The following is a 24,253-nucleotide window of genomic DNA, read 5'->3' on the forward strand; positions in this document are numbered from 1 at the left end:
GATTTTTTCAAAGAAAAATCAAAACAAAGAGGCTGTTTGACCTGTACACAGAAAATCACTTTTGAAAGGGGGCAGGGTGCAACGTCACCCGAAACAAAATGAAAACAGAAATGCTTGGAATGATTTTAGCAGGAGGACAAGGAACTCGTCTAGGAAAGTTAACCAAGAATATAGCCAAACCAGCTGTGCCTTTTGGCGGTAGATATCGTATTATTGATTTTACCTTAAGTAACTGTGTCAATTCAGGCATCAAAAATGTCGGTATCGTGACTCAATATCAGCCCTTAGCGTTAAATAATCATATTGGGAATGGTTCTAGCTGGGGGTTGGACGGCATTGATTCTGGTGTGACGATTTTACAACCGTTTTCAAGTTCGGACGGTGAGAAATGGTTTGAAGGTACGGCCCATGCTATTTATCAAAATATTGCGTTTATTGACCAGATGGACCCTCAATATGTCTTGATTTTATCTGGGGATCATATTTACAAAATGAATTATGAAGCAATGCTGGAAGAACACATTGCCAATAACGCTTCATTAACGGTAGCAGTGATTGAGGTTCCTTTGAAAGAAGCGTCACGTTTTGGCATCATGAACACAGATGACAATCAGCGAATCATTGAATTTGATGAAAAACCTGCGGAACCGAAAAGTAATTTGGCTTCTATGGGGATTTATATCTTTAACTGGGGCCGGTTACGCAATGTATTGCTAGATAGCTATTCTAAAGATGGACAAATGCTGGATTTTGGAAAACATGTGATTCCTTCGTATTTAGAAGCTGACGAAAATGTGTACGCCTATCATTTTGACGGGTATTGGAAAGATGTTGGAACGATCGATTCTTTGTGGGAAGCGAATATGGAATTTATTGGTTTAGAGAATGCGTTGAATATGAGGGATAAAAACTGGCGTATCTACTCTAAAAATAATATCTCACCACCACATTTTATTACTAAAACAGCTTCAGTCAAAACTTCGTTGATTGTTGATGGCTGTTTTATTTCAGGAACGATCACAGATAGTATTCTTTCAACTGGCGTAAAAGTAAAGAGCGGATCAACTATTGAAAACAGCGTGATCATGCCAGGAGCAGTTATTGGTAAAAATGTCCAAATCAAAAATGCAATCATTGGTGAGAACGCAATTATTGGTGATAATTCAGTTGTTTACAATGAAAATGAAATTGAAGTGATCGGTTATTCTGAAGTGATTGGAGTGCAAAGTGATGAAGACTAAAAAAATGTGTGCTATTTTAGGGAATGTCTCAACGTTTGAAGGATTATCGCCATTAACTGAAAATCGTCCTTTAGACACACTGCCTTTTGATTGTAAATATCGACTGATCGACTTTCCTCTTTCTAGCATTGCAAATGCAAATATCAACTCGATTTTTATGATATTCAATGAAGGTGAGACACGGTCTGTATTTGATCATATCGGTGGTGGGAAAGAGTGGAATCTCGATTCACTGCAAAATAGTTATTTTGTTTATTTTTATCAGGATTTATTAAAACAAAAAGCGCAAGGCTTGCCTTATTATGCTTCAGTGATTGACTATCTAGCAAAATCAGAAGCAGAATATACTGTTTTTATGGGAAGTAATATGCTGAGTTCGATCGATCTTCGGGCGGTCTTGACCTATCATCGCGCACACAAAAATAAAATGACCGTTGTGTATAAAAAAATGGACCCTACAAAACTATTCGCAGAGGATCAAATTCTTGATGTCGATTCTGCGGGAAATGTTGCACAGGTAAAAACTTTTGCACAAACGTTTGAAAAAGAGGAGCGTTTAAATCTGTCGATGAATACCTACATTGTCCAAACTAAATGGCTGATGGACCAACTGAGAATCGAACAAAAACAGGATGGAACGACCACTCTTCATGGACTTTTGGCAGAAAAAGTAGTTCCTATTCAAGCGTCAGCGTATGAATATACAGGCTATTTAAGTAATATTCAGGATGTTCCTTCCTATTATCAGGCGAACCTAGATATGTTGACTGAAAAAAAATTCAACGACTTGATGTACAAAGGACAAAAAATATATACGAAACGTAAAAATGAAGTACCAACCTATTATTCAGAAGCTTCCAAAGTAACCAATAGTCAGTGTGCCACAGGGTGTATTATTGAAGGCAGCTTAGAAAGCAGTCTCATTTCAAGAAGAGCAATCATTAAAAAGGGCGCTAAAATCAAACAAGCGATCATTATGTCAAATGCTCAGATCGAAGAAGATGCAGAGATCAGCTATGCCATATTGGATAAATATGTGACAGTAAAACCAGGTGTTAGAATTATTGGAAGCGCACAAAATCCTGTGGTAATCCCCAAAAATCAAGTGGTTGAAAATGACGTTATTGGAGGACTGGAGTTATGAATATCCTATTTACATCGGCTGAGTGTGCGCCTTTTTTTAAAACAGGCGGATTAGGGGATGTAGCGTTTGCTTTACCGAAAGAACTGGCTAAAAAAGGGGCAAAACTTGCGGTTGTTTTGCCCTATTTTACTAAAATGCCTGAAACATTTAAAGCACGATGTGAAACATTTGCCGATTTTTATGTTGAGGTTGGTTGGCGCCATCAAGTATGTAGCGTGAAGCGTTTGATCATGAATGATATCACCTATTACTTTATCGAAAATGCTTATTATTTTGATCGTGAGACGTTATATGGTTATGAGGATGATGGAGAGCGCTTTGCCTTTTTTTCTTTGGCGATCATTGAAATGTTAAACAAACTGGAAAGCATCCCAGATATTATTCATGTAAATGATTTTCATACAGCGATGATCCCTTTTTTATTGAAGGAAAAATATCAATCCGTTAAAACTTATCAGCCAATCAAAAGCATTTTAACCATCCATAATATTGAATTTCAAGGAGCGTACAGTCGAGAGTTGTTATCTGATTATTTTGGAATGGATCCTGTTCTTTATAAAAATGAATTTAATGAGTCGCTCAATTATTTGAAAGCTGGGATACTTTATGCTGATCGCGTGAATACAGTCAGCCCCTCATACGCAGAAGAAATAAAAACGCCTGAGTACGGGTTTGGCTTAGATGAAGTTTTACGTTTAGAACAAGCAAAGCTAAGTGGCATTTTGAATGGAATTGATTATGAACTGAATGATCCAAAGTCCGATCAAACGATTCCAGCTAAATTTTCAATAGAAGATTTAGCTGGAAAAAAGGCCAACAAACAAGTTTTGCAAAAAAAACTGGGACTTTCTGCGCATGAAAATGTGCCGTTGATTGGAATCGTCAGTCGATTGACTAATCAAAAAGGGTTTCAATTAGTCGTAGATAGTTTAACGAAATTGCTAGACAAAGAGATCCAGTTCGTTATTCTAGGAACAGGTGACGCTGAAATTGAACATTCTCTTACAGCGTTTTCAAAACGTTATCCAGATAAGTTCAAAGCGGTCATCACTTTTGATGTAGCCTTGGCCCAATTGATTTACGCCGGCTCTGATTTATTTATGATGCCGTCTTTAACAGAACCTTGTGGCCTTTCACAAATGATTGCCATGCGCTACGGCACACTTCCTATTGTACATGAGGTTGGCGGTTTAAAAGATACGGTGATTCCTTTCAACCCAATCACGAAGGAAGGAACAGGTTTTGGTTTTTCTGCTGTTCGTTTTGAGGACTTGCTGTCTAGTACTAATCTTGCAATCGATTTATATCAGCACGATCAAGAAACCTGGCAGCAACTGATGAATGCTGCAATGAGAAAAGATTTCAGTTGGGAAAAGTCTGGTCAATTATACTTAGAGGTCTATCGAAAGTTACTTCAACTATCCTAACTTATGATTGCATAATGGAAGTTTATGATTGACGAGTCTGTAAAACCAAGGTATACTTTTAGCGAGAAATGAATAGTCAAAGAAAATTATGAGGTGTTTTTGTGAGTGTAAGTATCTAACTTAAGGAAATGAATAACTGAAGAAACAACCATTTTTAGATGGCTTCTTTAGTATACCTAAGTTGATACCTATCTTAACTCATAAAAAATGCTTGATAGACTGTAATATAGCTATCTTTTATTGATTGATTATTGAGGGATGAAGGGCACACTTCGTCTCTTTTTTTATTTTTTTAAATTAATAAAAGCAATGCAGTGAACAAGTAAAATCTTTGTCTTATTCAAAAAGATGGGTATCTTTCAATTAAAGAAGGAGAGATACACGTGAATCAAGAAACTTATACAAAAACACAATTTAATCAAATCAAAGAAAAGCTAATCACTTATGCCATCAGTTACTATGGCAAAAAACGAATCTGCGCGCTACAACCTAGCACTCGCATAGAGGTTGTAAAAAAGCGTCTGCAGGAAACAGCTGAAGCGAAAGCGTTGCTTATGGCGAATTTACATGTTCCATTTATGGGGTTAAATAATATTGAACACTTGACGAATCAAGTCGAAAAAGGATTTATATTAGAGCCAAACGAGTTAGTCAATTACGCTGACTTTCTTAGAAGCAGTCGATTAATTCAAGCGTTTATGCAAAAAAATCAATTTATTGCGCCGCTTTTAGCTAGATATAGCGGTTCGTTGCAGTTATTTTCGGATATAGAAAATCAAATTTATCAGGTTATCCGCAATAATCAAGTGGAAAATGATGCGAGTCGTACGCTGCGTAAAATTCGTAGAGCGATTCAGGAGTGTGAAAAGGAAATTGAGTCAAAGTTACATGCCTTTCTTCGAAATAGTCAAAATAAACCAAAAATTCAAGAAGCAATGATTGTAAGGAAAAATGAACGGTACACAGTACCAATCAAAGCAAGTTATAAAAACCAAATATCAGGGAATGTGGTAGATACTTCAGCAAAAGGTACAACAGTCTTTATTGAACCTTTATCAGTAGCCAAGCTAAACGACAAATTGTATCAGTTGAAAATGGAGGAAGCAACAGAAGTCTATCAAATTTTATTTGGACTCACAGGGTTGATTGCAGAAAAAATGTCGTCGATCCAGTCAAATCTAGAAGTCGTTGCGCAATATGATATGATTTTTGCAAGAGCCAAATACAGTCGAGAAATAAATGGTATCGAACCTACTGTCAATCAAGACGGAATTATCGAATTTGTCAATGTAAAACACACTTTATTAGGTGAAGCAGCAGTCCCTCTGAATGTTTCGCTAGGGAAAGAATACCGCGGTTTAACAATTACTGGACCTAACGCTGGCGGAAAAACAGTTGTATTGAAAACGATTGGTTTGATCTCATTGCAAACGATGATTGGTGTCCAAATTATTGCAGAACCAGGAACGAATATTGCGATTTTTGATCAAATTTTTGTCGATATTGGGGATCAGCAGAGTATTGAAAATGCACTTAGTACATTCTCAGGCCATATGCACAATATTTCTGTAATCTTGGCGAAAGCAAAGCAAAATAGCTTGATTTTATTAGACGAAATTGGGAGTGGAACAGAGCCAAATGAAGGAGCTGCCTTAGCAATCGCAATTATGGAAGCTTTCTATAAAAAAGGGAGTATCATTATTACAACCACTCATTATGGAGAAATCAAACGCTTTTCCGAGCAACATGAAGACTTTCTAACAGCTGCAATGGCATTCGATTCGGAAAATTTAACACCAAAATATCAACTGATTTTAGGCCAAATAGGAGAAAGTAATGCCTTTTGGATCGCGAATAAAATGAATTTAGACAAACAAGTGGTCAAACAAGCACAAAATTATTTACATGACCGCAATTATTCAACAAAAAAAGAGCCGTTCCATCACAAAATCAGAAGACCAAAAGAGCGAACGAAATTTCCCACATATGAAAAAGGTGATTGTGTGTTTTGGACAGAGAGGAAGAAAAGTGCTTTAGTCTACGAAACAAGTGAGATGAGCGATGAGATAGTTATTTTTACAGAAGATAAAAAAATCAGAGTCCATAAACGTCAGCTAAAACTAGAGCAAAGTGCCAAAGATCTTTATCCGCCAAATTATGATCTGGAAACGTTGTTTGAAGACTTTCATGATCGCAAAAAAATCAGATACTTAGAACGAGGATCAAAAAAAGCGCATAAACAATTAAGAAAAGAAATGCTGGAAAGACAAGGAAAAAAGGAAGAATAAGTTTTTCTTATTGATAAAGGGAGGCTAGCAGAGTAGGAGCTATTTTAGTACAGTAGCGTTCCATCTTTTGATAAAAGCGAAAATACCTGCTTTCAAAGTTTTCAACCTCATTTTACAATGGTATAATAGCGACGGAGGAATTTGACGAATGAATGAAAATCAATTATCAAAACGTTTGGCACGCGTGGGGGAATTAGTCCCTGAACAAAGCCGTTTAGCAGATATTGGATCGGATCATGCGTATTTACCTGTTGCATTAGTTTTACAAAAAAAAATTAATTTTGCGGTAGCTGGGGAAGTTGTTAAGGGTCCTTTTGAAGCAGCCAAAAAACAAGTGAAAAAAAATGGTCTGAATGATCAAATCACTGTTCGCTTAGCAGATGGTATAGATGCTGTTGAAGAGACAGATAAAATCACGGCTGTCACGATTTGCGGCATGGGTGGTGTGTTGATTCGTGACATTTTAGAAGCAGGTTGGAAGAATCAACGGTTGCAAGGCAATGAGCGCCTAGTTTTACAACCAAATATTGGGGAGAAGCCATTACGTGATTGGTTGACAGTCCATGGCTATACAATCATCGATGAAGATATTCTGGAAGAAAATAATAAAATCTATGAAATCATCGTAGCTTGTAGACAAGAAGTGAGAGTTGCTTATTCTGAAAAAGAGCGCCTTTTCGGGCCCATTTTACTAAAAAAACGGTCTTCTATTTTTCAAAGAAAATGGCAAGGTGAAGTAAAACAACGTGAAACTATTTTAGCGCAACTAGCCAAAGCTTCTGGTGATCAGCAAGCTAGAATCCAACAAATAGAAAAAGAAATCACTGAGATCAAGGAGGTTTTATCAAATGAGTCTTGATGGCAATGTATTTATTGAACGGTTTGAAGCGTATTGTCCCCAGTGGCTCGCTGAAGCAGGAGATCCTGTAGGGTTACACATCGGTACATTGAATAAAAAACTAAATCGAGTTTTAGTAACATTGGATGTTCGTCCAGAAGTCGTTGCAGAAGCTATCGAAAAGCAAGTTGACTTGATCATTGCAAAACATCCACCTATCTTTAGACCAGTGAGACGCTTAGATACAGATGATTTACAAACGAAAATGTATGCGGATTTACTAAAGCATGATATTGCTGTTTTTGCAGCACATACCAATATGGATATTATTGACAATGGATTAAATGATTGGTTTTGTGAACTTTTAGGGATTGAAGATACGACCTATTTAACTAAAACCCATACTGTTGGCTATAAAAAATTAGCTGTTTTTGTTCCTATAGATGATGCAGCGAAGATGCGCAAAGTATTAGGTCAAGCAGGGGCCGGACTTCAAGGGGATTATACAAATACAAGCTATTCATTGATCGGAACAGGCAGATTTACACCGGTTATGGGCGCTAATCCAACACTTGGTACGATCGGTCAAGAAGAGGCTGTACAAGAAGCAAAAATTGAAGTGATCTTTCCAGAAACAATCGAAACACAGGTCATCAAAGCCATGTTAGCCGCACATCCTTATGAAGAACCAGCCTATGATGTGTATCAAATAGAAAATATTACCAAAGAGTACGGTTTAGGACGAGTGGGACAATTAAAAAAGGCAGTTCCATTAAAGGAGTTTGTCTCTACGATCAAAGAAGTTTTTGACTTAGAGGGATTACGAATTGTAGCAAAAGACGAGACAAAAATGATTCAGCGTGTTGCAATTTGCGGGGGCAGTGGTGAAAAATTTTTCCGCGATGCCATCAAAAAACAAGCAGATGTTTATATCACAGGCGATGTCTATTATCATACGGGACATGATATGTTGACAGAAGGCTTATCTGTGATCGATCCTGGACATTATATCGAACAATTATGTAAACCAAAGTTGGTCGAACTATTCAATCAGTGGAAAAAAGATTATAATTGGGATGTAACCTTTATCGAATCAGAGGTCAATACGAATCCGTTTAAATTTAGATAATGTGGAAAGAAGGAATCTACTCATGTATGAGAATTTATTACCGCGTTTTTTACGCTATGTAAAAACAGAAACACGTTCTAATCCAAAAAGTCAAACAACCCCGTCAACGCAAACGCAAGTCGCTTTTGCACAAACGTTGAAAAAAGAATTGGAAGAGATCGGGATGAGCGATGTTTTATATAATGAAAAAAATGGTTTTGTGATCGCTACTTTACCCAGTAATGTAGACAAAGAAGTTCGTTCAATCGGATTTATCGCTCATATGGATACGGCTGATTTCAATGCTGTTAATGTCAATCCGCAAATTATTGAAAATTATGACGGTGAATCAACGATCAAACTAGATAGCGAAGGGAAATTTACATTAAATACTACCGACTTTCCTAATCTAAAAAATTATACGAATCAAACCTTGATTACAACAGATGGTACAACGCTCCTAGGAGCTGATGATAAATCAGGGATCGCTGAAATCATGACTGCAATGGAAATTTTGATCAACAATCCATCTATCAAACATGGGACGATACGTGTCGCATTTGGTCCTGACGAAGAAATTGGTGTTGGGGCGGATAAATTCGACGTAGAACAATTTAACGTTGATTTTGCTTATACGATGGATGGCGGTCCAGTGGGCGAATTACAATATGAAACCTTCAACGCAGCGCAAGCAGAGGTAACGATCCAAGGAAAAAATGTCCATCCTGGAACGGCGAAAGATACGATGATCAATGCCTTACAATTAGCGATTGATTTCCATAACCAATTACCGCAAAATGAAGTGCCAGAAAAAACAGATGGCTATGAAGGATTCTTTCATTTAGCGCAAATGAGCGGTACTCCGGAAGAAGCACAAATGACATACATTATTCGTGATCATGATCGTGAAAAATTTGAAGCACGCAAAGCCTTGATTCTTAAAATTCAAGAGATCATCAACCAACCATTCGGTCAAGAACGTGTTCAAATCGATCTTTTTGATCAATATTACAATATGGGCGAAGTAATTGAAAAAGATATGAGTATTATTGAATTAGCTAAAAATGCTATGATCGAACTCAATATTGAACCGTTGATCGAACCTGTTCGTGGTGGAACAGATGGCTCAAAGATTTCGTATTTAGGGATTCCAACACCGAATATTTTTGCTGGTGGTGAAAATATGCATGGGCGTTTTGAGTTTGTTTCATTACAAGCGATGGAAAAAGCGACGGATGTCATCGTTAAAATTGCAGAATCTAATGCTAAGTAAAAAGTGTAACTAGTGATAATAATAGTAAAAATTGAAAAGAGGGAGTAAAGTTACAGGTAGTGACTTACTTCCTGTTTTTCTGTCGAGGTTGAACGAGTCCAGTTCACTTTTGCTTTGAAATACAGCATAGTGAATAAAATGATGTTGAGAAATACAAAGTGAAACATTGTTACCATTTATATAAGGAGGAACTTAGATGGAAAATGTAATGATTCTTTTTAATGAAACATCTGGTAAAGATAAAGGGAAAGAATTAGCGAATCAGTTTGTCGATTATGCGAAAAATCATGGACATGCGGAGACTCATTTTCTATTAGAACAAGTGGGGCCGGATTGTGACAGTCGCAAAACAGTTGAAAAAGCGAAGTCTGAAAATATTGATACATTGGTATTCATCGGCGGCGATGGGACAATCAATCACAATGTGGCAGATTTTAAAGACGAATTACCCCATCTAAAAGTTGGGTTACTACCTGGTGGCACAGTGAATAATATGGCTAGGGTTTTAGGAATACCAGTAAAATTTGAAGAGGCGGCTGCTGTTATTTTAGAGGGGGCAACTAGAAAAATCGACTATGGTATGATCAACCAAAAAGTCATTATTAGTACAATGACAATCGGACTTTTAGCTGATACTGCTGCCCGCATCAGTCAGAAAGAGAAACAAAAATATGGCAAACTTATTTTTGTAAAGAATTTTTTTAAATTATTGGCCAAAAAGAAGCGTTATCGTTTAGATATCAAAACGGAAAACGAACAGTGGCAGGGGAAAACGCAGTTGGTTACCGTCACGATGACCAATTCAGTTGGAGGGTACACAAATTTTGATGCTTCTGCATCGCCTGATGATGGTTTGTTTCATTTAACAATTTTACCCAAATTGAATTTTTTTAAGTTGGCTTTTTATTTACCAAAAATCATTTTAGGTAAAATCTATGAAATTCCTGGGTTAAAGTATATAACTGCATCAGAGATATCAATTAAAAGCATTTCTGAAAAGAAAGTCGGTACACGTGTAGATGGAGATCCTAGTGAGAATTTACCTATTCAGATGAAAATGATTAAACAGGGGTTGACTGTGTTTGTGCCAGCTTCTAAAAACAATTGATTTTTTGTTGAATTAACTTTACATTGCATACTCTTTCAAGGTATCCTATAAGGAGTTTAATTCAGGAGGAAAAAGGATGAGTGGGTTGTTGAAGCATTTACCATGGATCTATTTAGTCATCGTAAATGGGTTTGAATTTTTTGCAATGTATTTTGATAAACAAAGAGCGAAACAAAAAAAATGGCGTATACCTGAATTCGATCTTCTTTTTATAGGACTGATTGGAGGAGGAATTGGTGGCTTGCTGGCGCAACAGCTCTTTCATCATAAAACGAGAAAATTTCGCTTTTATTTTATCTTTATTTTTGGTACACTTGTGACTATTGCAATTATTTATTTTAGTTATAAAAGAGAACCGCGAATACATTTTTAGTGGGGAGAAACCATGAAAAGTAATTCTAAAGCAAAAATTTTCTTGAATATTGGCTTGTTGGCGATTATGATCGGCGTGATCATTTATGTGATGGATAATTCCCTCAGTGATATATTTGCTCAATTAATGAAAACAAGCTGGATCGTTGTCGGTTTAGTCATTTTATTAGGCGTCATCTACCAAATTGTCGAAGGCCGCTCGATCAAAGAAATCGCGTCTTATTTTCAGAAGGATTTTACAACAAAAGATGGCTTTTTTACATCTTGTTATGTTGCATTTTATCGTGTGATCTCCTTTGGAACAGGAACGCTTCTTTCAGAAATTTATTTCTATAAGAAAAAAGGCTTGGCTGTTTCTCAAGGCGTTGGTGTGACCGCTTTGCATATGATTATGTATAAGGTTGCTGTGATTTTCTTATCAGTCCTTGGCTTGATTTTCCAGTTTTCCTTATTTTATGAGCGTGCACCTAAAATGATCCCTTTTATTTTAATAGGTGTCGTCTTGACCTTTGTCATCATTTTTTCATTGCTTGTTCTTTCAAGCAGCATTAATCTCCAAGTTTTTCTAATCAAATGGACAAACAAATACTTTAAACGAAAAAAACTACGCGATTGGGTAGACAAATGCAATCTGCAAATCTACTCTTTGAGAGAAACAGTTCAGACAATTACGAAAGATCGTTCTGCTATGCTTCGGATTTTTAGCTGGAATGTTGCAAAGCTTATTTTTTGGTATGTGATTCCTTATGTCGTATTAGTTGAGAATCATCCAACGATCGATTTTCTATTAGTCGTCTCTTTTACCAGTTTTGCAGTTATTTTATCGGGCGTATTTCCAACGCCTGCTGGTATTGGACCATTTGAATTTGTCTATCTCTTGTTATTCAAACCTTTAGTTGGAACGGTTGATGCAGTCTCATCTTTACTTTTGTATCGTTTTGGGAGTTTTGTCTTACCTTTTCTGATTGGTTTTGTTTTCGTCGTGATTCAAAAAAGAAAAGATATAAAATCAGACCTTCATGCAGTTAGGGAGGAAAAACAAAAAACATTAGAAGAATAGCAAATTTGACAAAATTTAGACTGTTCTATGAATTTGAGTTTACTCTAAGAGAAAAAGGTATTGGACAAGAGCTTTAAAGCAATGTCTAGTGCCTTTTTTTGTGGATCAGAAAAGTTATAGCGTTCTTTAGATAAATATTAGAGCAGTTGGTTTTACTCAATCTTTTTCTACGTATCAAAAAAAAGATTGTTTTTTTTTAAGTATTGGTGTACTATCTAACTAGAACACTAGTGGAGAGTGAAGGGAATTGGAGGTAAAGTCATGGATTTTCTTACAGACCGACCGATTTATTTACAGATAATGGACTTTATCACGCAGCAAATTATTTCAGGAAAATTAGAGCCTGGAGCAAAAGTGAAAGCTGTCAGAGAACTAGCTGTTGCATTAGCAACAAATCCAAATACTGTCCAGCGAGCTTTACAAGAATTAGAGCGTGAGGGTATTTTATTTTCTAAACGCGGATTGGGGCGTTTTGTAACAAAAGATACTGAAAAAATCAGCCATTTACAAGATCAGGCAGTAGGACAAGTGATTGAAACTTTTTTTGCTGAGATGAAAAAATTTGGTTGGACACAAGAACAAGCGAAAGATCTACTACAGGAGTATGTCGAAAGGGAGAACGATTTATGAATGATTTAGTGAAAGTAGAGCAATTAAGTTATCGTAAAGGAATGAAGCAAATTTTTAATGCATTGGATTTTTCTATTCAATCAGGGAAAATTATCGCCTTGATTGGTGAAAATGGTTCTGGAAAAACCACAATCATGCGATTACTAGCAGGTTTAGCATTGAATTGGAAAGGTCAGATTTTGATTGATGGCTGTGTTGTTGGAACAAAAACAAAATCTTTTGTGGCTTATTTAGAAGATAAAAATAATTATCAACCTAATCAGCGGTTAGAAGAAATTATTTCATTTTATGATCGTTTTTATACAGACTTTGATAAGCGAAGAGCCTATGAATTATTGCGCTTTATGAACCTAAGTGAATCAGAAAAAATCGGCAATTTGTCAAAAGGGAATGCGGAAAAGTTTGCTTTAAGTATGACCTTAGCAAGAAGAGCAAAGTTATATTTACTGGATGAACCGTTAAGTGGTGTTGATCTGTTATCAAGAGAAAAAATTATTCAATCTTTATTGCAGTGGTTTGAAGAAGACAGTTCGATCATTATTACCACGCATCAGTTAAGAGAAATCGAAAATATTATTGATGAAGTCCTGTTTTTGCGCGATGGCAAAATCATTCTTCATGAATCCTTAGAAACGATGAAAGAAGTCAAACATAAGGATTTAGAAGCATTATATCGTGAGGTGTACGAAATATGACCCATTTATTTCGATTATTTTATTCAAAGACACTGTTCTTAGCTTACGGAGTGTCTTTATTCATTAGTTTTTTAATGGGTTTGGCCAATGTTTATAGTGGTAGACAGCAGTCCGTTGATTTAAGTTTCGCACTCTTTCTATTTTCAATTATCCTTTATTTTATTCTATTTTTTGTGTTGGAATCAAACCGTATCTATCAGTTTTTTCGAACATCGGATTTTCGGTTACTACCTATTAGTACCAGGAAGTTGTATCGTTGCAATTTATTATTTAGTGGGATCGTCGGAATTGTTTTTTTTATAGGAACGTTTTTGGTAAGTGTGATTATGAACTATACAATTATAAACATCCCGTTTCAAATTGGGATCACGTGGAGTGGTATAATCGTTGCTGCTATTGATATTTTCGTGTTGTTTTTAATTGTTCAATTTCTCGTTTATCTATCATCAACAGCTAAGTATTTTGTTCAAAAAAGATATCGGTGGATTTTGGAAATTGTCCTATTTATTGTGTTTTGGATTTTATTCGAGTGGCTTTTAAGTTTTGGGTTTGATCTATTAGAAGGAAACATGTTGCATTACTTCGGATTAAAAGATAATGTCTATTCTAAAGTGATTGTTCAGCTGATTTCAGCGTGTATTTACTTTAACCTTAGTATTTGGGTGATCGATCGATATATGGAAGCAGGTGATCGCTAAATGTATCAGTTGTGGAAGGAATATAGTAAAGAAAGTCGTCAATTTTGGTTTTTTAGTATGGCTGGTTTCTTATTTTTAAGTGGGTATATGATTTACAAACTAGGAATCAAGCAAATCCATATACAAGGCATCTCTCAAGTTGTTTTAGTGGCCGTTTTTTTCTTCTTTTTTGCACAGTTTATTTGGGAAATGTATAGGCAAATCAAGAGTTGGAAAAATAGTCAGTATCGTTTACTGCCCATTAGTGAAACCAAATTTTATTTCAGTAATATCCTATTTAGCTGGCTTACAAGTACGATTTTTCTGTTTAGCTATTATTGCTGCTTAGTTGGCTTGGTGTTTCTTTTAGATCACCAAGTACAAATGTCGCATTTTCAAGAGTATTGGAAACACCTTTTAATTGTTAGTTATTTTTTCTTATCTGCATCGGTTTATATTCAGCTGGTTTATTTATTAAGTAGTGGGATCAGTATGAATGCGCCAAACAAATTACAAAAAGGATCGAAGTATGTTCTCTTTGTCCTGTTGATAGGGGGAGAGATGACGGTTAGTGAGCAACTATTGAGCGGCTATAGGAAGTTAGCCTTTATCAAGAGCCATCAGTTTAAAATCACGTTAGGATATATTCCGTTGTATCTTGATGATTTAGTGTTTGATTTTGTGTTCGTCGGTATATGTATTGTGCTTAGTATTTTTATCTTAAAAAAATATATTGAAGCGGAAAGAAGGTAAATGATGGAAAAACAACAAGTATTAGAAGTGAAAAATATTTCAAAACGCGTAGGGAAAAAAATGATTATCAATGATGCTTCATTTACAGTTGAACGTGGAAAAGTCACTGGCTTGTTAGGACCTAACGGCGCTGGTAAAACCACTATTATTCGTATGTTGGTCGGATTGATGAGTCATGATGAAGGGTCAATTAGGATTGATAGTCAAGTTTTATCAACGAACTTTAAAGAAGCGATGACACATGTTGGGGCAATTGTTGAAAATCCAGAGTTTTATAATTACATGACAGGGATGGAGAATTTAAAACAATATGCGAGGATGGCGCCAAAAACAATCACAGATGACAAGTTAAATCAGGTGATTCGGAGTGTTCATTTGGAAAACAATATAGATCAAAAGGTGAAAACCTATTCTTTAGGAATGCGTCAAAGATTAGGTGTAGCACAAGCTATATTACATCAGCCGGATTTGCTGCTTTTGGATGAGCCGATGAATGGATTGGACCCAAAGGGAATGCGTGAGTTTCGTGAGATGATTCAAAATCTGAAAAACCATGGTGTAGGCGTTCTGATTTCAAGTCATCAATTAAGTGATATGGAGTTATTATGCGATAATTTAGTAATTGTACAAAAAGGTGAAATCACATACGTGGGGCCAATGGACAATCCAGAAGAAGAAAGTAAGCTCATTGTCTTATTGGAGACAGATAAACAAGAGCAAGCACAGACGATCTTACTAGCAGACCATTATAATGTAACTGTAGCAGGTAGCTATCTTAAAATCGAATTGAACGAAGATACTAGAACAACGCTTGTCAAACAATTAGTTGACGCTGGTATTGGCATCAAAGAGTTAAAAGTCCATGTAGATTCTCTAGAAGAGAACTTTTTACGCTGGACAGAAGATGGAGGATTATGACATGAGCATCTTGATAAAAAATGAATGGACAAAATTGATCAAAAAAAAATCAGCCTGGATCATGTGGCTGCTATTAGTTGCTATGACGTTTGCGCTCACATTCTTAGTGAGAACAACGGCGAAATCTGAAAGTGGCGAAGTGATGATGAAAGCCAACGATTTATTTGCAAGTTTGACTGAAATGACGTCATTTCTGAATTTATTTATTGTTGTTGTTGCCGCATCAATCGTTGCGGAAGAATTTAGTCGGGGGACGATTAAATTTTTACTAATCCGTCCTTTCACGAGAAGTCAAATTCTTTTTTCAAAATTTGTTGTCTGTTTGATTTATGCGCTGATCGGAACTGTGATTTTGTATATGACCAGTTTAGTATCCGCTAACCTGTTGTTAAATAGTCAGTCTCCTTTTACTGTTGTTAAGGGATATCATGGTTGGAATGCGTTGACTGTTGCAGGTGCTTATGCAGGGGCAAATCTCTTGCTTATTCTTTTGTATGTTACAATTACTTTATTTATATCAGCGGCGATTCGTTCTCAAAGTTTAGCAGTAGGTGTGGGGTTAGGTGTTCTATTTGGCAGTAGCATCATCAATTCTTTTTTAAATGTTGTTATGGCAAAATACCAGTGGCTGAGATGGAATCCCTTCAATATGCTCAGTATCAAGAACACAATTATGGAAAAAATGGGATCGGAAATCAATTCTCCGGCATACTTGAATTTTTGGCAGATGGCTGGCGGAATTTGCGTGTATAGTGTACTTATTTATTTAGCAATGCAGCAGCTGTTCAAGAAAAGAGATGTTTCGTTAAATTAATTGTTTATCCCGTTGAATAACCATATTCTCATGTTAAATGAGAATATGGTTATTCATTAGATCGTGAAAAAATGGCTGAAACTTTGTGTAATCAAGGTTTTAGTTCTTTTTTTTTGAAGAGTGTAAATTTTTTTATTAGAGAAAATAGAAAGTTTCTTTTTTTATCTAATAAATTACTGATAAAATCGATATTTATACATGTGAATGCTTGTTTAAACCCTTAAAAATGATTATGATTAGAAAGAAATTTTATACTTAATTATGATAAGGAGTGGTTTAATGGAACAAAAGCAATTAAGATGGTTCACTGTTGGTCTGATCGCTTTCAACATGGTTTGGGGCTTAGGGAATGTCGTGAATAACTATGCACAACAAGGGATTTCTGTTGTGACATCTTGGGTCTTGATTTTGGTCTTATATTTTATTCCCTATGCATTGATCGTAGGTCAACTGGGCTCAACGTTTAAAGATAGCAGCGGCGGAGTTAGTTCTTGGGTTCAAAATACAAGTACAAAACGATTAGCCTATTATGCTGCGTGGACGTATTGGGTGGTGCATATCCCCTATTTGGCACAGAAACCTCAATTAGTTCTGATTGCATTTGGTTGGGCGATCCAAGGAAATGGTAATATTGTCAATAATTTTTCTGTTGTGGGGATTACCTTGATTTCATTAGCTATTTTTCTAGTGTTCTTACTCCTATCGACAAAAGGGTTGATGACACTAAAAGTAATTGGCGGGATGGCGGGAACCGCGATTTTCGTCATGTCTATGCTGTTTATTTTGCTAGCAGTCGGAGCACCAATGATGAATTCTACTGTTGAATTTGCAACACCTCATATGAACAAGATCAGCACGTATATTCCAAAATTCGATTTTAGTTATTTTACCACGGTTTCCATGCTGGTATTTGCGGTTGGCGGAGCTGAAAAAATTTCACCTTATGTCAATTCCATGAGAAATCCAGCGAAAGAATTTCCTAAAGGAATGATTTTTCTAGCTGCCATGGTTGGAGTGTCCGCTGTTTTAGGTTCGTTTGCGATGGGCATGTTGTTTGCAAGTAATAATATCCCAGAAGATTTAATGGCTAACGGTGCTTATACAGCGTTTCAATTATTGGGAGAATATTATGGTGTGGGGAATTTATTGATGATCATTTACGCCATTACCAATGGTATTGGTCAAATTTCTGCTTTAGCATTCTCAATCGATGCACCTTTACAAATTCTTTTAGCAGATGCAGATCCTGACTTCGTACCAGCTTCTTTACGTAAGAGAAGCAAAAAAGGGACATTGGTAAACGGATATTTACTGACGGGTATTTTAGTTAGTATCATTATCGTCTTGCCGATGTTTGGGATTGATAATATTAAAGAGTTAGTCAAATGGTTAACGAACTTAAACTCTGTTGTGATGCCAATGCGTTATTTATGGGTATTCTTTGCTTATATGATGTTGAATAAGGCATATAAAAACTACACATCAGAATATAAGTTTATTAAAAATCCGAAAATTGCCTTTGGTTTTGGGTTATGGTGTTTCTTATTTACAGCGTTTGCTTGTATTTTAGGTATGGTACCAAAAATTGATTTTGCGGCTGATCCTAAAGCGTGGTTCTTTCAATTAGCGTCTAATGTGATAACACCTGTTGTGTTGATTTTATTAGGAATGATCCTGCCAGCTTTAGCTCGTCGTGATAAAAAGAAAGCTCAAATCAACTAGTTTAAAGAGAGAAAAGACTCGATAGGAGTTTGAACCGACCCCAAAAAGTTAGACCAAAAATCTAATTTTTTGGAGGTCGGTATTTTTATGTCTAAATATAGCTTTGAACTTAAACTAAAAATTGTTCAAGAATATCTGGTAGGGAAAGGAGGAATACAAGCTTTAGCAAATAAGCATGGGGTTAAAGCGGCGGAACAAGTCCATAGGTGGATCAATGCTTATCAAGAATTTGGTGAAGAAGGTCTTTTACGAAAACGTCAAAATCAGAATTATTCTGTTCAATTCAAGCTAAATGCGATAGAGTTATATCAAACAAGTGAGCTCTCCTATCGTGAAGTTGCCAATATTCTTGAAATGAATAATCCAACTCTTATTGCCAACTGGATGCGAAAATTCCGAAAAGAAGGAATCGATGGGCTCTCAAAAGAGAAAGGGCGTCTATCTACCGTGCCAAAAAAAGAAGAACAGACAAAGAAGCATTTAATGAAAGAAACGCTAGAAGAACAGAATCGCATCAAAGAATTAGAAAAGCAGGTTCGTACTCTTCAAATTGAAAATGCCTTTTTAAAAGAACTGAGGAAGCTGCGAAAACAGGAAGCTCAACAACGACGAGTGAATCAATCGCGCGAATCATCGCAAGCCTCCGAGGACAGTTCAAATTAGTTGAGCTTCTTGAAGCATTGAATTTTTCTAAATCAACCTTTATGTATTGGCAAAAACGATTTGACCGAAAAAATCCAAATCAGGAAATTGAAACAGAGATGCTTCATATTCGTCAAAAGCATAAAGATTACGGCTGTTTACGAATGACGAACGAACTAAGGAGCCGAGGATTCCACGTGAATAAAAAGAAAGTTCAACGCTTAATTCGAAAGCTAAGGATTGAAGTCCGCTCTTATACACGGAAATCCCGTCGCTATAGCTCGTATCGTGGAAAAGTTGGAACGATTGCCAAGAACCGAATCCAACGTCGCTTTTACACGAGTGTTTGTCATCAAAAAATAACGACAGATACAACAGAATTAAAGTATTTTGATTGTGATCCCAAAGGAATCATTCGTCAAAAAAAGTTATACTTAGATCCTTTTATGGATATGTATAATAGTGAAATTCTTTCTTATCGTATCTCAGAAAAACCAAATGCACTGGCAATAATGGAAGGATTAGAAGAAGCAATCAGACTGACGAATGATTGTCCTTATCGTCGCACCTTTCACTCAGATCAAGGTTGGGCGTATCAAATGAAAGCTTACAGCTATAAACTGAAGAAACAGAACATTTTTCAAAGTATGTCTCGAAAAGGCAATTGTCTAGATAACTCAATCATGGAGAACTTCTTTAGTCTTTTAAAACAAGAAATTTATCACGGGAAAACCTATTCTGGTTTTGAAGAACTAAAAATGGCAATTGATAACTATATCTATTATTACAACAACGAACGAATGAAAAAGAAACTGAACTGGAAAAGTCCTGTACAGTTTCGAATAGCCGAAAGTAAAGCAGCTTAATAACGAATAAAAAACGGAGTAGATTTCTCTACTCCGAAAAAAGTCTAACTTTTTGGGGTCACTACAGTTTCTTCTCTCTTTTTTTAGTGCGACAAATAATCAATTCGTTTTACGAGAAAAAAGACTAAAATCGCTAAATAAATCATTTGCTAAAATTATATTAAGGTGTTTAAATTCGAATTTAAATATCCTGTTTTTCTTTTAATTACGCATTTTTAGAAAAAAATGAGAACATTTTTCCCTTTTTATCGGTATAATAGAAGGGAAGTCTGTTCTTTTTTCTAAAAAAATGATACGATTTATAAAGGAAAAAATATGAGGAAGTGAGAACGATTAGTAAGCGACAACGTCAAACAGAAAAAGAAGAAAAAACAACCTATCTTTGTAAAGAAGTTGATCCAAATTATTTAGGTCGTGAAATTTATGCCGATAATGTAGATACGCCCTACTCATTTTATTTAGTTCGAAAGTTAAACCTAGCGAAAGACTATCAAAATTTAGCCGAAGGTGAAGCTTTTTTTGACGCAATTTGCGATAGCTGGGACGAAACAGAAGAATTTGAAGAGTTAGTCGTTAAAAAAATCTATATGTATGTTGAAACTGAAATGATGTACTATACCTTGCATATGGGAAGTTTTGAACCAACACGAAGAGAACTTCGTATGAACTTGAAAAAATGGTTCGAAGAGATTAGCTTAGAAAAACAAGAACGTTCTCTGATTTATAAAGGAGAAACTGGGATAAATTCTGGAGAAGTGCAAGGTATGATGAAGCAAATGCTTGAGACTTCAAATGAGATTTTCCGTCTACGCAAAATGATCACTGATTTAACTGATACAATCAATCAGGGGAAAATCGAATTGCATGCAAGTAAAAGTGATCCCATCATCTCTCGAAGTATTCAAACGATCCATCTTAAACGGGCACAACCGTTAGTAATTGAAGAAAGTAAAACGGAAGATGCTAAAGTTGTGACAGCCGATGTCGATGAAGTGATAGATGTAGCTGCGCAATTGGTTGATAAAGACACTCATGAAACATCTGTTACAATTACACCAGTGACAGAAACAACAGGTGAGCCAAAGGAAGTAGTAGGAGAAGAACCGGAAAAAAAGTTGGAGAACGAATTGGCGAAAAAACCAGTTCAAGAAGATTTCCAAGCCGAAGAAGATCCTACAGTTTTTCCAATCAAAGAACCAGAAAATGAGAAACAGACCAAACAAGCTTCTCCTATGAAAAAAGGACGTCATTCAATCAAGTTGAAACGTGAACAGCTAGAAAAAGAACAAGTAATCCAATCAGCGGAAGCAAAGACCTCTGCGGCAAACGTTGTGAAAAATCAACCGTTAGATCTTAGTTTGCTCGTTTTTAAAAAGAAAAAGACGCAAAAAGCAACACCAAGTAATTGGCCGCGTTTTTCGAAACAACTAAAAGCAAGTAAAGGGCTAATAGCACCAGCAAAAATTCCTAATTTTTCCAAAAGTGAAATGGAGAATTTAGAAGATGAAATTTACTTGTGTTTTATGAATAAGCGAATGCGTTTAGGAACAAAGAAAAATGCCGCTCAGAAGAAAAGTATTTTACGCTCAGACTTACTTGCACAAATCAATCAAGCAGAATATTTAAATTATTCGTGGGGGCAAGTTCTAAGACAACGCAAAGAAGATGTCATGATTTGTGGACGTTTAAGTTGTGGTGGATTAATTTCGTCTTTAGATGAATTTTTACAGGAAATGCGAGAAATTGCTTATAGCCGTTCTCTATTCGGTAAGAAAGTTCGTTGTTCCGTTGATTTACTACGGCGTTTAGAAGGGTATATTTTAATGGATCAGTACATGCAAAATCTAAGCATGGTGCCAGTTGAAAAATAAGTTTAAATAGATGAAGTAGGAACAGGTTAAGTTTCTACTTTATCTATTTTTTTGTAGAAACTATTTAATGAAATTAGATCAAATTGGCGGGCTTGGAAGATTGATTATAGGTGCTGTTAAGTGGTATAAATACATTTTTTTCAAGCGACCGGCATGGTATCTGAACCTGATGATAAGGAGAATCGACATAAAAAGTTGGTACGTTATAAAATGAATTTTGTTAGTAATGATTCGCTTTTTTGATCAATCCGTGACTGAAAGTTTAGGTAACTCGGTAGGAGAAAACGGTGTAACAGATAGAACTCCACTGGAAAATTTAAGTGGGTTAGACTATTTTCCTAAGTTTAAAGACCTATTAATACTAAGTGTTGTATCCATGGGTGATTATACTCCAATTAAAAAATGGATAGAAGAGAAATATTTCTTATAACTAAATAAGGAATATAACGCCATTATCTAAATTGATTGTAATAAATCATTTTGTCTTGAATAATAACACTCTTTCTGATGTATCTCCATCACAGAATATGACAGTGGGGAGGGGAACTTATTTTAACGGGTAATTTACTCGATAATTTATCATCTGTGCGCTATTTAAGCTACTATTTTTAATGAGTAATCTGCTAAATTAGTGTACACATGATTATATTATAGTAAAGAGTTACATGAAAGAAATATATAAAATAAATAGATTGAACCGTTGTGATCGTAGCGATGTCGCTGTGTTTATCTTTCCCTTTTTTTATAACGAGCAAACTATCGAATCAAAAGTGCTGAGCTTTGGTAAAATAAGATTTCTAATGTATGATTAGTATATAAAAAAAAGGATAAACCATCATAACGGAGGTAATTGGGATGAAGAAAATCTTTAAGAAAAAAACAACTGATGACAAAAATTCAGACTTAAAAAAAGCGGCAAAACGTCTTTCTGAAAAAGAACAGAAATCTGTAGATGCAGATGAAAAAGAATTTGACTCTTTTTTTTCTGAAGTAATAAAAAAATTCCCTCAAAAAACAGCATCAATTATTTTAAATAGTTATGGGAAATCAAAAAAACGTGCTGAAAATATAGTGTCAAAAAGTACAAGCCAATTTGATCGCATTTTTGATGAATTTTTAGAAGGAGTGGATGATGATACACGTAAAAAATGTCACAAAACAATCCATGCAGCCTCTTTAACAGCTGCAATCGTGGGGTGTTCACCGATTCCCTTTTCTGATGCATTGTTGCTTGTTCCTATCCAATTAACAATGATGGCTCGTTTGCATAAAATATTTGGACAATCTTGGTCTGAAAGTATGGGCAAAAGTTTAGGAAAAGAAATCGTAGTCGTAGGTTTGGGCAAAAGTGCAGTTGGCAATATAATAAAGCTTATTCCCGCAGTAGGTACGGTCGCAGGCGCTGCAATCAACGCTACGGTTGCAAGTACAATCACAGAAACATTGGGATGGGTGACTGTGAAAATGTTGAACGACGGAGAGGATATCTTCGAACAAACAATGACCTTTAAAGGACAATTTAAAACGTTATTTAATGCTGTGCAAAATTCTAGTAAAAAGTCAAAATAGAATGTGGACATAAGTGATGGTTGAGTAAAATAATCTAGTCCAATACTGATTTAGTTTATTGAAAAGAAGCTTGTAAAGGTATCCAGTAAGAGATAAGGTAAACACGTATAAAGGGAGGGAAATAAAATTGAAAAAGATAATTGTAACGGGTGCTGGTGGAGGGCTCGGAACGGCTATTTGCGAAAGAAGCGCAAAGGAAGGGTTTGGTATTATTGCAATAGATATTAATGCGGATTCATTAAAGTCACTTGACCATTTGCCTGATATTGAAACTAAAATTCTTGATATTAGCAATTATAACGAAGTACAAAGTTTTTTTACGCAGTTAAAAGAGGATGAGTCTATCGTAGCATTGGTGAATAACGCAGGGATTTATAATGCGCTAAGTCTTCTCGAGTATGATGAGGAAATGATGGATACTCTATTGAATGTCAATATCAAAGGTCCCACGATTTGTTCAAAGTTCTTCATTCAACATTTACAAGCAAATAATCGTAAGGGAAAAATCATCAATATTTCTTCTATTTCAGGGCAAGAAGGAAGCTCAGATGCCCTATATGGACTGTCAAAAGCTGCAATTATCGGACTCACTAAAAGTCTGGCGTTACGTTTTTCTCCCACTGTTTTGGTTAATGCTATTGCACCAACGATGATCGAAACAAAAATGATGGAAAAAATTCCAGAATGGCGAAAAGAAGAGTATCAGGCACATCACTTGATCAAAGAGCCGATAACGGCTAAAGACGTTGCTAACACGGTACATTTTCTTTTATCAGATGAGAGTAGCCATTTTACGGGCGCTACCTTTGATTTAAACAATGGCGGTTATTTGAGATAAAGATGAATTTAAAAAAGCTACGAGTTTTTTAGTATTGTCCATCGATGCAAAAATCATTATGGGTATCAGTAATGTTATGCTAAAAAAACACGTTTTGCACCATTTTTTCCAGTTCTCTTTCTTCTAATCATTATTGATGTTGGCAATTTGCTAGTGAGTTATTTTAATTTTAAGAATTGATGCTTACTTTGGCGAACAGTGGTTCTAGGAGAATGGAATTGCAGTCAAATGGTTGGAGTGCTAAAACACGTGATGGTAGTTTGAGCTGTCAATATGAGTATGGCATAGTGATTACAAAAGAAGGTCCAATGATTTTAACGTCTCAAGGAGAAGAAGGAACACATGAATGTTTTGCCTTGGCTTATACTAGCTATTCAAATTTCAAGTGACTGAAGCATA

Annotated in this window: 23 protein-coding genes; all 23 read left to right on the top strand. The window is 35.8% G+C overall.

The features are described 5' to 3' along the window. Positions 1 to 98 precede the first annotated feature (98 nt). The 23 genes from IGJ55_RS06255 (at position 99) to IGJ55_RS06365 (ending at position 24,243) form a co-directional block, all read left to right on the top strand. The gene (locus IGJ55_RS06255; protein ID WP_069638657.1) at positions 99 to 1,241 is read left to right on the top strand and encodes a glucose-1-phosphate adenylyltransferase; all 1,143 of its coding nucleotides are present in this window, start codon (positions 99 to 101) and stop codon (positions 1,239 to 1,241) included. Next, positions 1,231 to 2,385, top strand: coding sequence for a glucose-1-phosphate adenylyltransferase subunit GlgD (glgD, locus tag IGJ55_RS06260; RefSeq protein WP_069638656.1), 1,155 nt, complete (start codon positions 1,231 to 1,233; stop codon positions 2,383 to 2,385). Before IGJ55_RS06255 ends, glgD begins: the two co-directional genes overlap by 11 nt. Beyond that, a complete protein-coding gene (gene glgA / locus IGJ55_RS06265) occupies positions 2,382 to 3,812 on the top strand; it encodes a glycogen synthase GlgA (RefSeq protein WP_429950793.1) in 1,431 nt (476 codons plus the stop codon). The genes glgD and glgA overlap by 4 nt, the downstream gene beginning before the upstream one ends. Before the next feature lie 383 nt (positions 3,813 to 4,195). Further along, positions 4,196 to 6,100: an endonuclease MutS2 gene (locus tag IGJ55_RS06270; RefSeq protein ID WP_430607765.1), complete on the top strand. Its 1,905-nt coding sequence runs from the start codon at positions 4,196 to 4,198 to the stop codon at positions 6,098 to 6,100. Positions 6,101 to 6,248: 148 nt separating this feature from the next. Then, the gene (locus IGJ55_RS06275; RefSeq protein WP_429950797.1) at positions 6,249 to 6,959 is read left to right on the top strand and encodes a tRNA (adenine(22)-N(1))-methyltransferase; all 711 of its coding nucleotides are present in this window, start codon (positions 6,249 to 6,251) and stop codon (positions 6,957 to 6,959) included. After that, positions 6,949 to 8,067 carry a Nif3-like dinuclear metal center hexameric protein gene (locus IGJ55_RS06280; protein ID WP_429950800.1) on the top strand — a complete coding sequence of 373 codons (1,119 nt, stop codon included), beginning with the start codon at positions 6,949 to 6,951 and terminating at the stop codon, positions 8,065 to 8,067. The genes IGJ55_RS06275 and IGJ55_RS06280 overlap by 11 nt, the downstream gene beginning before the upstream one ends. Positions 8,068 to 8,089: 22 nt before the next feature. Then, on the top strand, positions 8,090 to 9,319 hold the full coding sequence (gene pepT / locus IGJ55_RS06285; protein WP_207120783.1) for a peptidase T: 1,230 nt from the start codon (positions 8,090 to 8,092) through the stop codon (positions 9,317 to 9,319). Positions 9,320 to 9,515: 196 nt separating this feature from the next. After that, positions 9,516 to 10,427: a diacylglycerol/lipid kinase family protein gene (locus IGJ55_RS06290; RefSeq protein WP_069638651.1), complete on the top strand. Its 912-nt coding sequence runs from the start codon at positions 9,516 to 9,518 to the stop codon at positions 10,425 to 10,427. Between the two features lie 76 nt (positions 10,428 to 10,503). Beyond that, the gene (locus IGJ55_RS06295) at positions 10,504 to 10,800 is read left to right on the top strand and encodes a DUF1294 domain-containing protein (protein ID WP_069638650.1); all 297 of its coding nucleotides are present in this window, start codon (positions 10,504 to 10,506) and stop codon (positions 10,798 to 10,800) included. Positions 10,801 to 10,812: 12 nt separating this feature from the next. Continuing rightward, complete coding sequence (locus IGJ55_RS06300) at positions 10,813 to 11,859, top strand: lysylphosphatidylglycerol synthase transmembrane domain-containing protein (RefSeq protein WP_069638649.1); 1,047 nt, start codon at positions 10,813 to 10,815, stop codon at positions 11,857 to 11,859. 261 nt (positions 11,860 to 12,120) lie between these two features. Further along, a complete protein-coding gene (locus IGJ55_RS06305; RefSeq protein ID WP_429950806.1) occupies positions 12,121 to 12,489 on the top strand; it encodes a GntR family transcriptional regulator in 369 nt (122 codons plus the stop codon). Then, on the top strand, positions 12,486 to 13,184 hold the full coding sequence (locus tag IGJ55_RS06310) for an ATP-binding cassette domain-containing protein (protein WP_069638647.1): 699 nt from the start codon (positions 12,486 to 12,488) through the stop codon (positions 13,182 to 13,184). The genes IGJ55_RS06305 and IGJ55_RS06310 overlap by 4 nt, the downstream gene beginning before the upstream one ends. A 326-nt stretch (positions 13,185 to 13,510) precedes the next feature. Next, the gene (locus tag IGJ55_RS06315) at positions 13,511 to 13,882 is read left to right on the top strand and encodes a hypothetical protein (RefSeq protein ID WP_239574073.1); all 372 of its coding nucleotides are present in this window, start codon (positions 13,511 to 13,513) and stop codon (positions 13,880 to 13,882) included. After that, positions 13,883 to 14,614: a hypothetical protein gene (locus tag IGJ55_RS06320; protein ID WP_429950808.1), complete on the top strand. Its 732-nt coding sequence runs from the start codon at positions 13,883 to 13,885 to the stop codon at positions 14,612 to 14,614. A 3-nt stretch (positions 14,615 to 14,617) separates the two neighbouring features. Beyond that, positions 14,618 to 15,532: an ABC transporter ATP-binding protein gene (locus IGJ55_RS06325; protein WP_069638644.1), complete on the top strand. Its 915-nt coding sequence runs from the start codon at positions 14,618 to 14,620 to the stop codon at positions 15,530 to 15,532. A 1-nt stretch (position 15,533) separates the two neighbouring features. Then, positions 15,534 to 16,346 (top strand): ABC transporter permease, encoded by an 813-nt coding sequence (locus IGJ55_RS06330; protein WP_429950810.1) that lies wholly within the window; start codon positions 15,534 to 15,536, stop codon positions 16,344 to 16,346. A 279-nt stretch (positions 16,347 to 16,625) separates the two neighbouring features. Next, complete coding sequence (locus IGJ55_RS06335) at positions 16,626 to 18,068, top strand: APC family permease (RefSeq protein ID WP_429950812.1); 1,443 nt, start codon at positions 16,626 to 16,628, stop codon at positions 18,066 to 18,068. Between the two features lie 87 nt (positions 18,069 to 18,155). Then, complete coding sequence (locus tag IGJ55_RS06340; protein WP_430606831.1) at positions 18,156 to 18,731, top strand: transposase; 576 nt, start codon at positions 18,156 to 18,158, stop codon at positions 18,729 to 18,731. After that, positions 18,701 to 19,576, top strand: coding sequence for an IS3 family transposase (locus IGJ55_RS06345; protein WP_430608100.1), 876 nt, complete (start codon positions 18,701 to 18,703; stop codon positions 19,574 to 19,576). Before IGJ55_RS06340 ends, IGJ55_RS06345 begins: the two co-directional genes overlap by 31 nt. Positions 19,577 to 19,899: 323 nt before the next feature. Next, complete coding sequence (locus IGJ55_RS06350) at positions 19,900 to 21,447, top strand: hypothetical protein (RefSeq protein ID WP_430607767.1); 1,548 nt, start codon at positions 19,900 to 19,902, stop codon at positions 21,445 to 21,447. 855 nt (positions 21,448 to 22,302) lie between these two features. Beyond that, complete coding sequence (locus IGJ55_RS06355; protein WP_069638639.1) at positions 22,303 to 23,016, top strand: YcjF family protein; 714 nt, start codon at positions 22,303 to 22,305, stop codon at positions 23,014 to 23,016. A gap of 127 nt (positions 23,017 to 23,143) precedes the next feature. After that, on the top strand, positions 23,144 to 23,854 hold the full coding sequence (locus IGJ55_RS06360) for an SDR family NAD(P)-dependent oxidoreductase (RefSeq protein WP_204638587.1): 711 nt from the start codon (positions 23,144 to 23,146) through the stop codon (positions 23,852 to 23,854). A gap of 212 nt (positions 23,855 to 24,066) precedes the next feature. After that, positions 24,067 to 24,243: a hypothetical protein gene (locus IGJ55_RS06365; protein ID WP_429950985.1), complete on the top strand. Its 177-nt coding sequence runs from the start codon at positions 24,067 to 24,069 to the stop codon at positions 24,241 to 24,243. Positions 24,244 to 24,253: the final 10 nt, after the last annotated feature.

It is taken from the genome of Enterococcus sp. AZ170, assembly GCF_050545135.1.
In the GTDB taxonomy this organism is placed as follows: domain Bacteria; phylum Bacillota; class Bacilli; order Lactobacillales; family Enterococcaceae; genus Enterococcus_L; species Enterococcus_L ureilyticus.

What these genes read in the sequence shown, in the direction of transcription:
- IGJ55_RS06320 (WP_429950808.1), top strand. Translation starts at nt 13,883, where the DNA reads ATGTATCAGTTGTGGAAGGAATATAGTAAAGAAAGTCGTCAATTTTGG.
- glgD (WP_069638656.1), top strand. Translation starts at nt 1,231, where the DNA reads ATGAAGACTAAAAAAATGTGTGCTATTTTAGGGAATGTCTCAACGTTT.
- IGJ55_RS06310 (WP_069638647.1), top strand. Translation starts at nt 12,486, where the DNA reads ATGAATGATTTAGTGAAAGTAGAGCAATTAAGTTATCGTAAAGGAATG.
- IGJ55_RS06255 (WP_069638657.1), top strand. Translation starts at nt 99, where the DNA reads ATGAAAACAGAAATGCTTGGAATGATTTTAGCAGGAGGACAAGGAACT.
- IGJ55_RS06305 (WP_429950806.1), top strand. Translation starts at nt 12,121, where the DNA reads ATGGATTTTCTTACAGACCGACCGATTTATTTACAGATAATGGACTTT.
- IGJ55_RS06315 (WP_239574073.1), top strand. Translation starts at nt 13,511, where the DNA reads ATGAACTATACAATTATAAACATCCCGTTTCAAATTGGGATCACGTGG.
- pepT (WP_207120783.1), top strand. Translation starts at nt 8,090, where the DNA reads ATGTATGAGAATTTATTACCGCGTTTTTTACGCTATGTAAAAACAGAA.
- IGJ55_RS06295 (WP_069638650.1), top strand. Translation starts at nt 10,504, where the DNA reads ATGAGTGGGTTGTTGAAGCATTTACCATGGATCTATTTAGTCATCGTA.
- IGJ55_RS06365 (WP_429950985.1), top strand. Translation starts at nt 24,067, where the DNA reads ATGGAATTGCAGTCAAATGGTTGGAGTGCTAAAACACGTGATGGTAGT.
- IGJ55_RS06280 (WP_429950800.1), top strand. Translation starts at nt 6,949, where the DNA reads ATGAGTCTTGATGGCAATGTATTTATTGAACGGTTTGAAGCGTATTGT.
- IGJ55_RS06300 (WP_069638649.1), top strand. Translation starts at nt 10,813, where the DNA reads ATGAAAAGTAATTCTAAAGCAAAAATTTTCTTGAATATTGGCTTGTTG.
- glgA (WP_429950793.1), top strand. Translation starts at nt 2,382, where the DNA reads ATGAATATCCTATTTACATCGGCTGAGTGTGCGCCTTTTTTTAAAACA.
- IGJ55_RS06330 (WP_429950810.1), top strand. Translation starts at nt 15,534, where the DNA reads ATGAGCATCTTGATAAAAAATGAATGGACAAAATTGATCAAAAAAAAA.
- IGJ55_RS06355 (WP_069638639.1), top strand. Translation starts at nt 22,303, where the DNA reads ATGAAGAAAATCTTTAAGAAAAAAACAACTGATGACAAAAATTCAGAC.
- IGJ55_RS06275 (WP_429950797.1), top strand. Translation starts at nt 6,249, where the DNA reads ATGAATGAAAATCAATTATCAAAACGTTTGGCACGCGTGGGGGAATTA.
- IGJ55_RS06335 (WP_429950812.1), top strand. Translation starts at nt 16,626, where the DNA reads ATGGAACAAAAGCAATTAAGATGGTTCACTGTTGGTCTGATCGCTTTC.
- IGJ55_RS06325 (WP_069638644.1), top strand. Translation starts at nt 14,618, where the DNA reads ATGGAAAAACAACAAGTATTAGAAGTGAAAAATATTTCAAAACGCGTA.
- IGJ55_RS06290 (WP_069638651.1), top strand. Translation starts at nt 9,516, where the DNA reads ATGGAAAATGTAATGATTCTTTTTAATGAAACATCTGGTAAAGATAAA.
- IGJ55_RS06340 (WP_430606831.1), top strand. Translation starts at nt 18,156, where the DNA reads ATGTCTAAATATAGCTTTGAACTTAAACTAAAAATTGTTCAAGAATAT.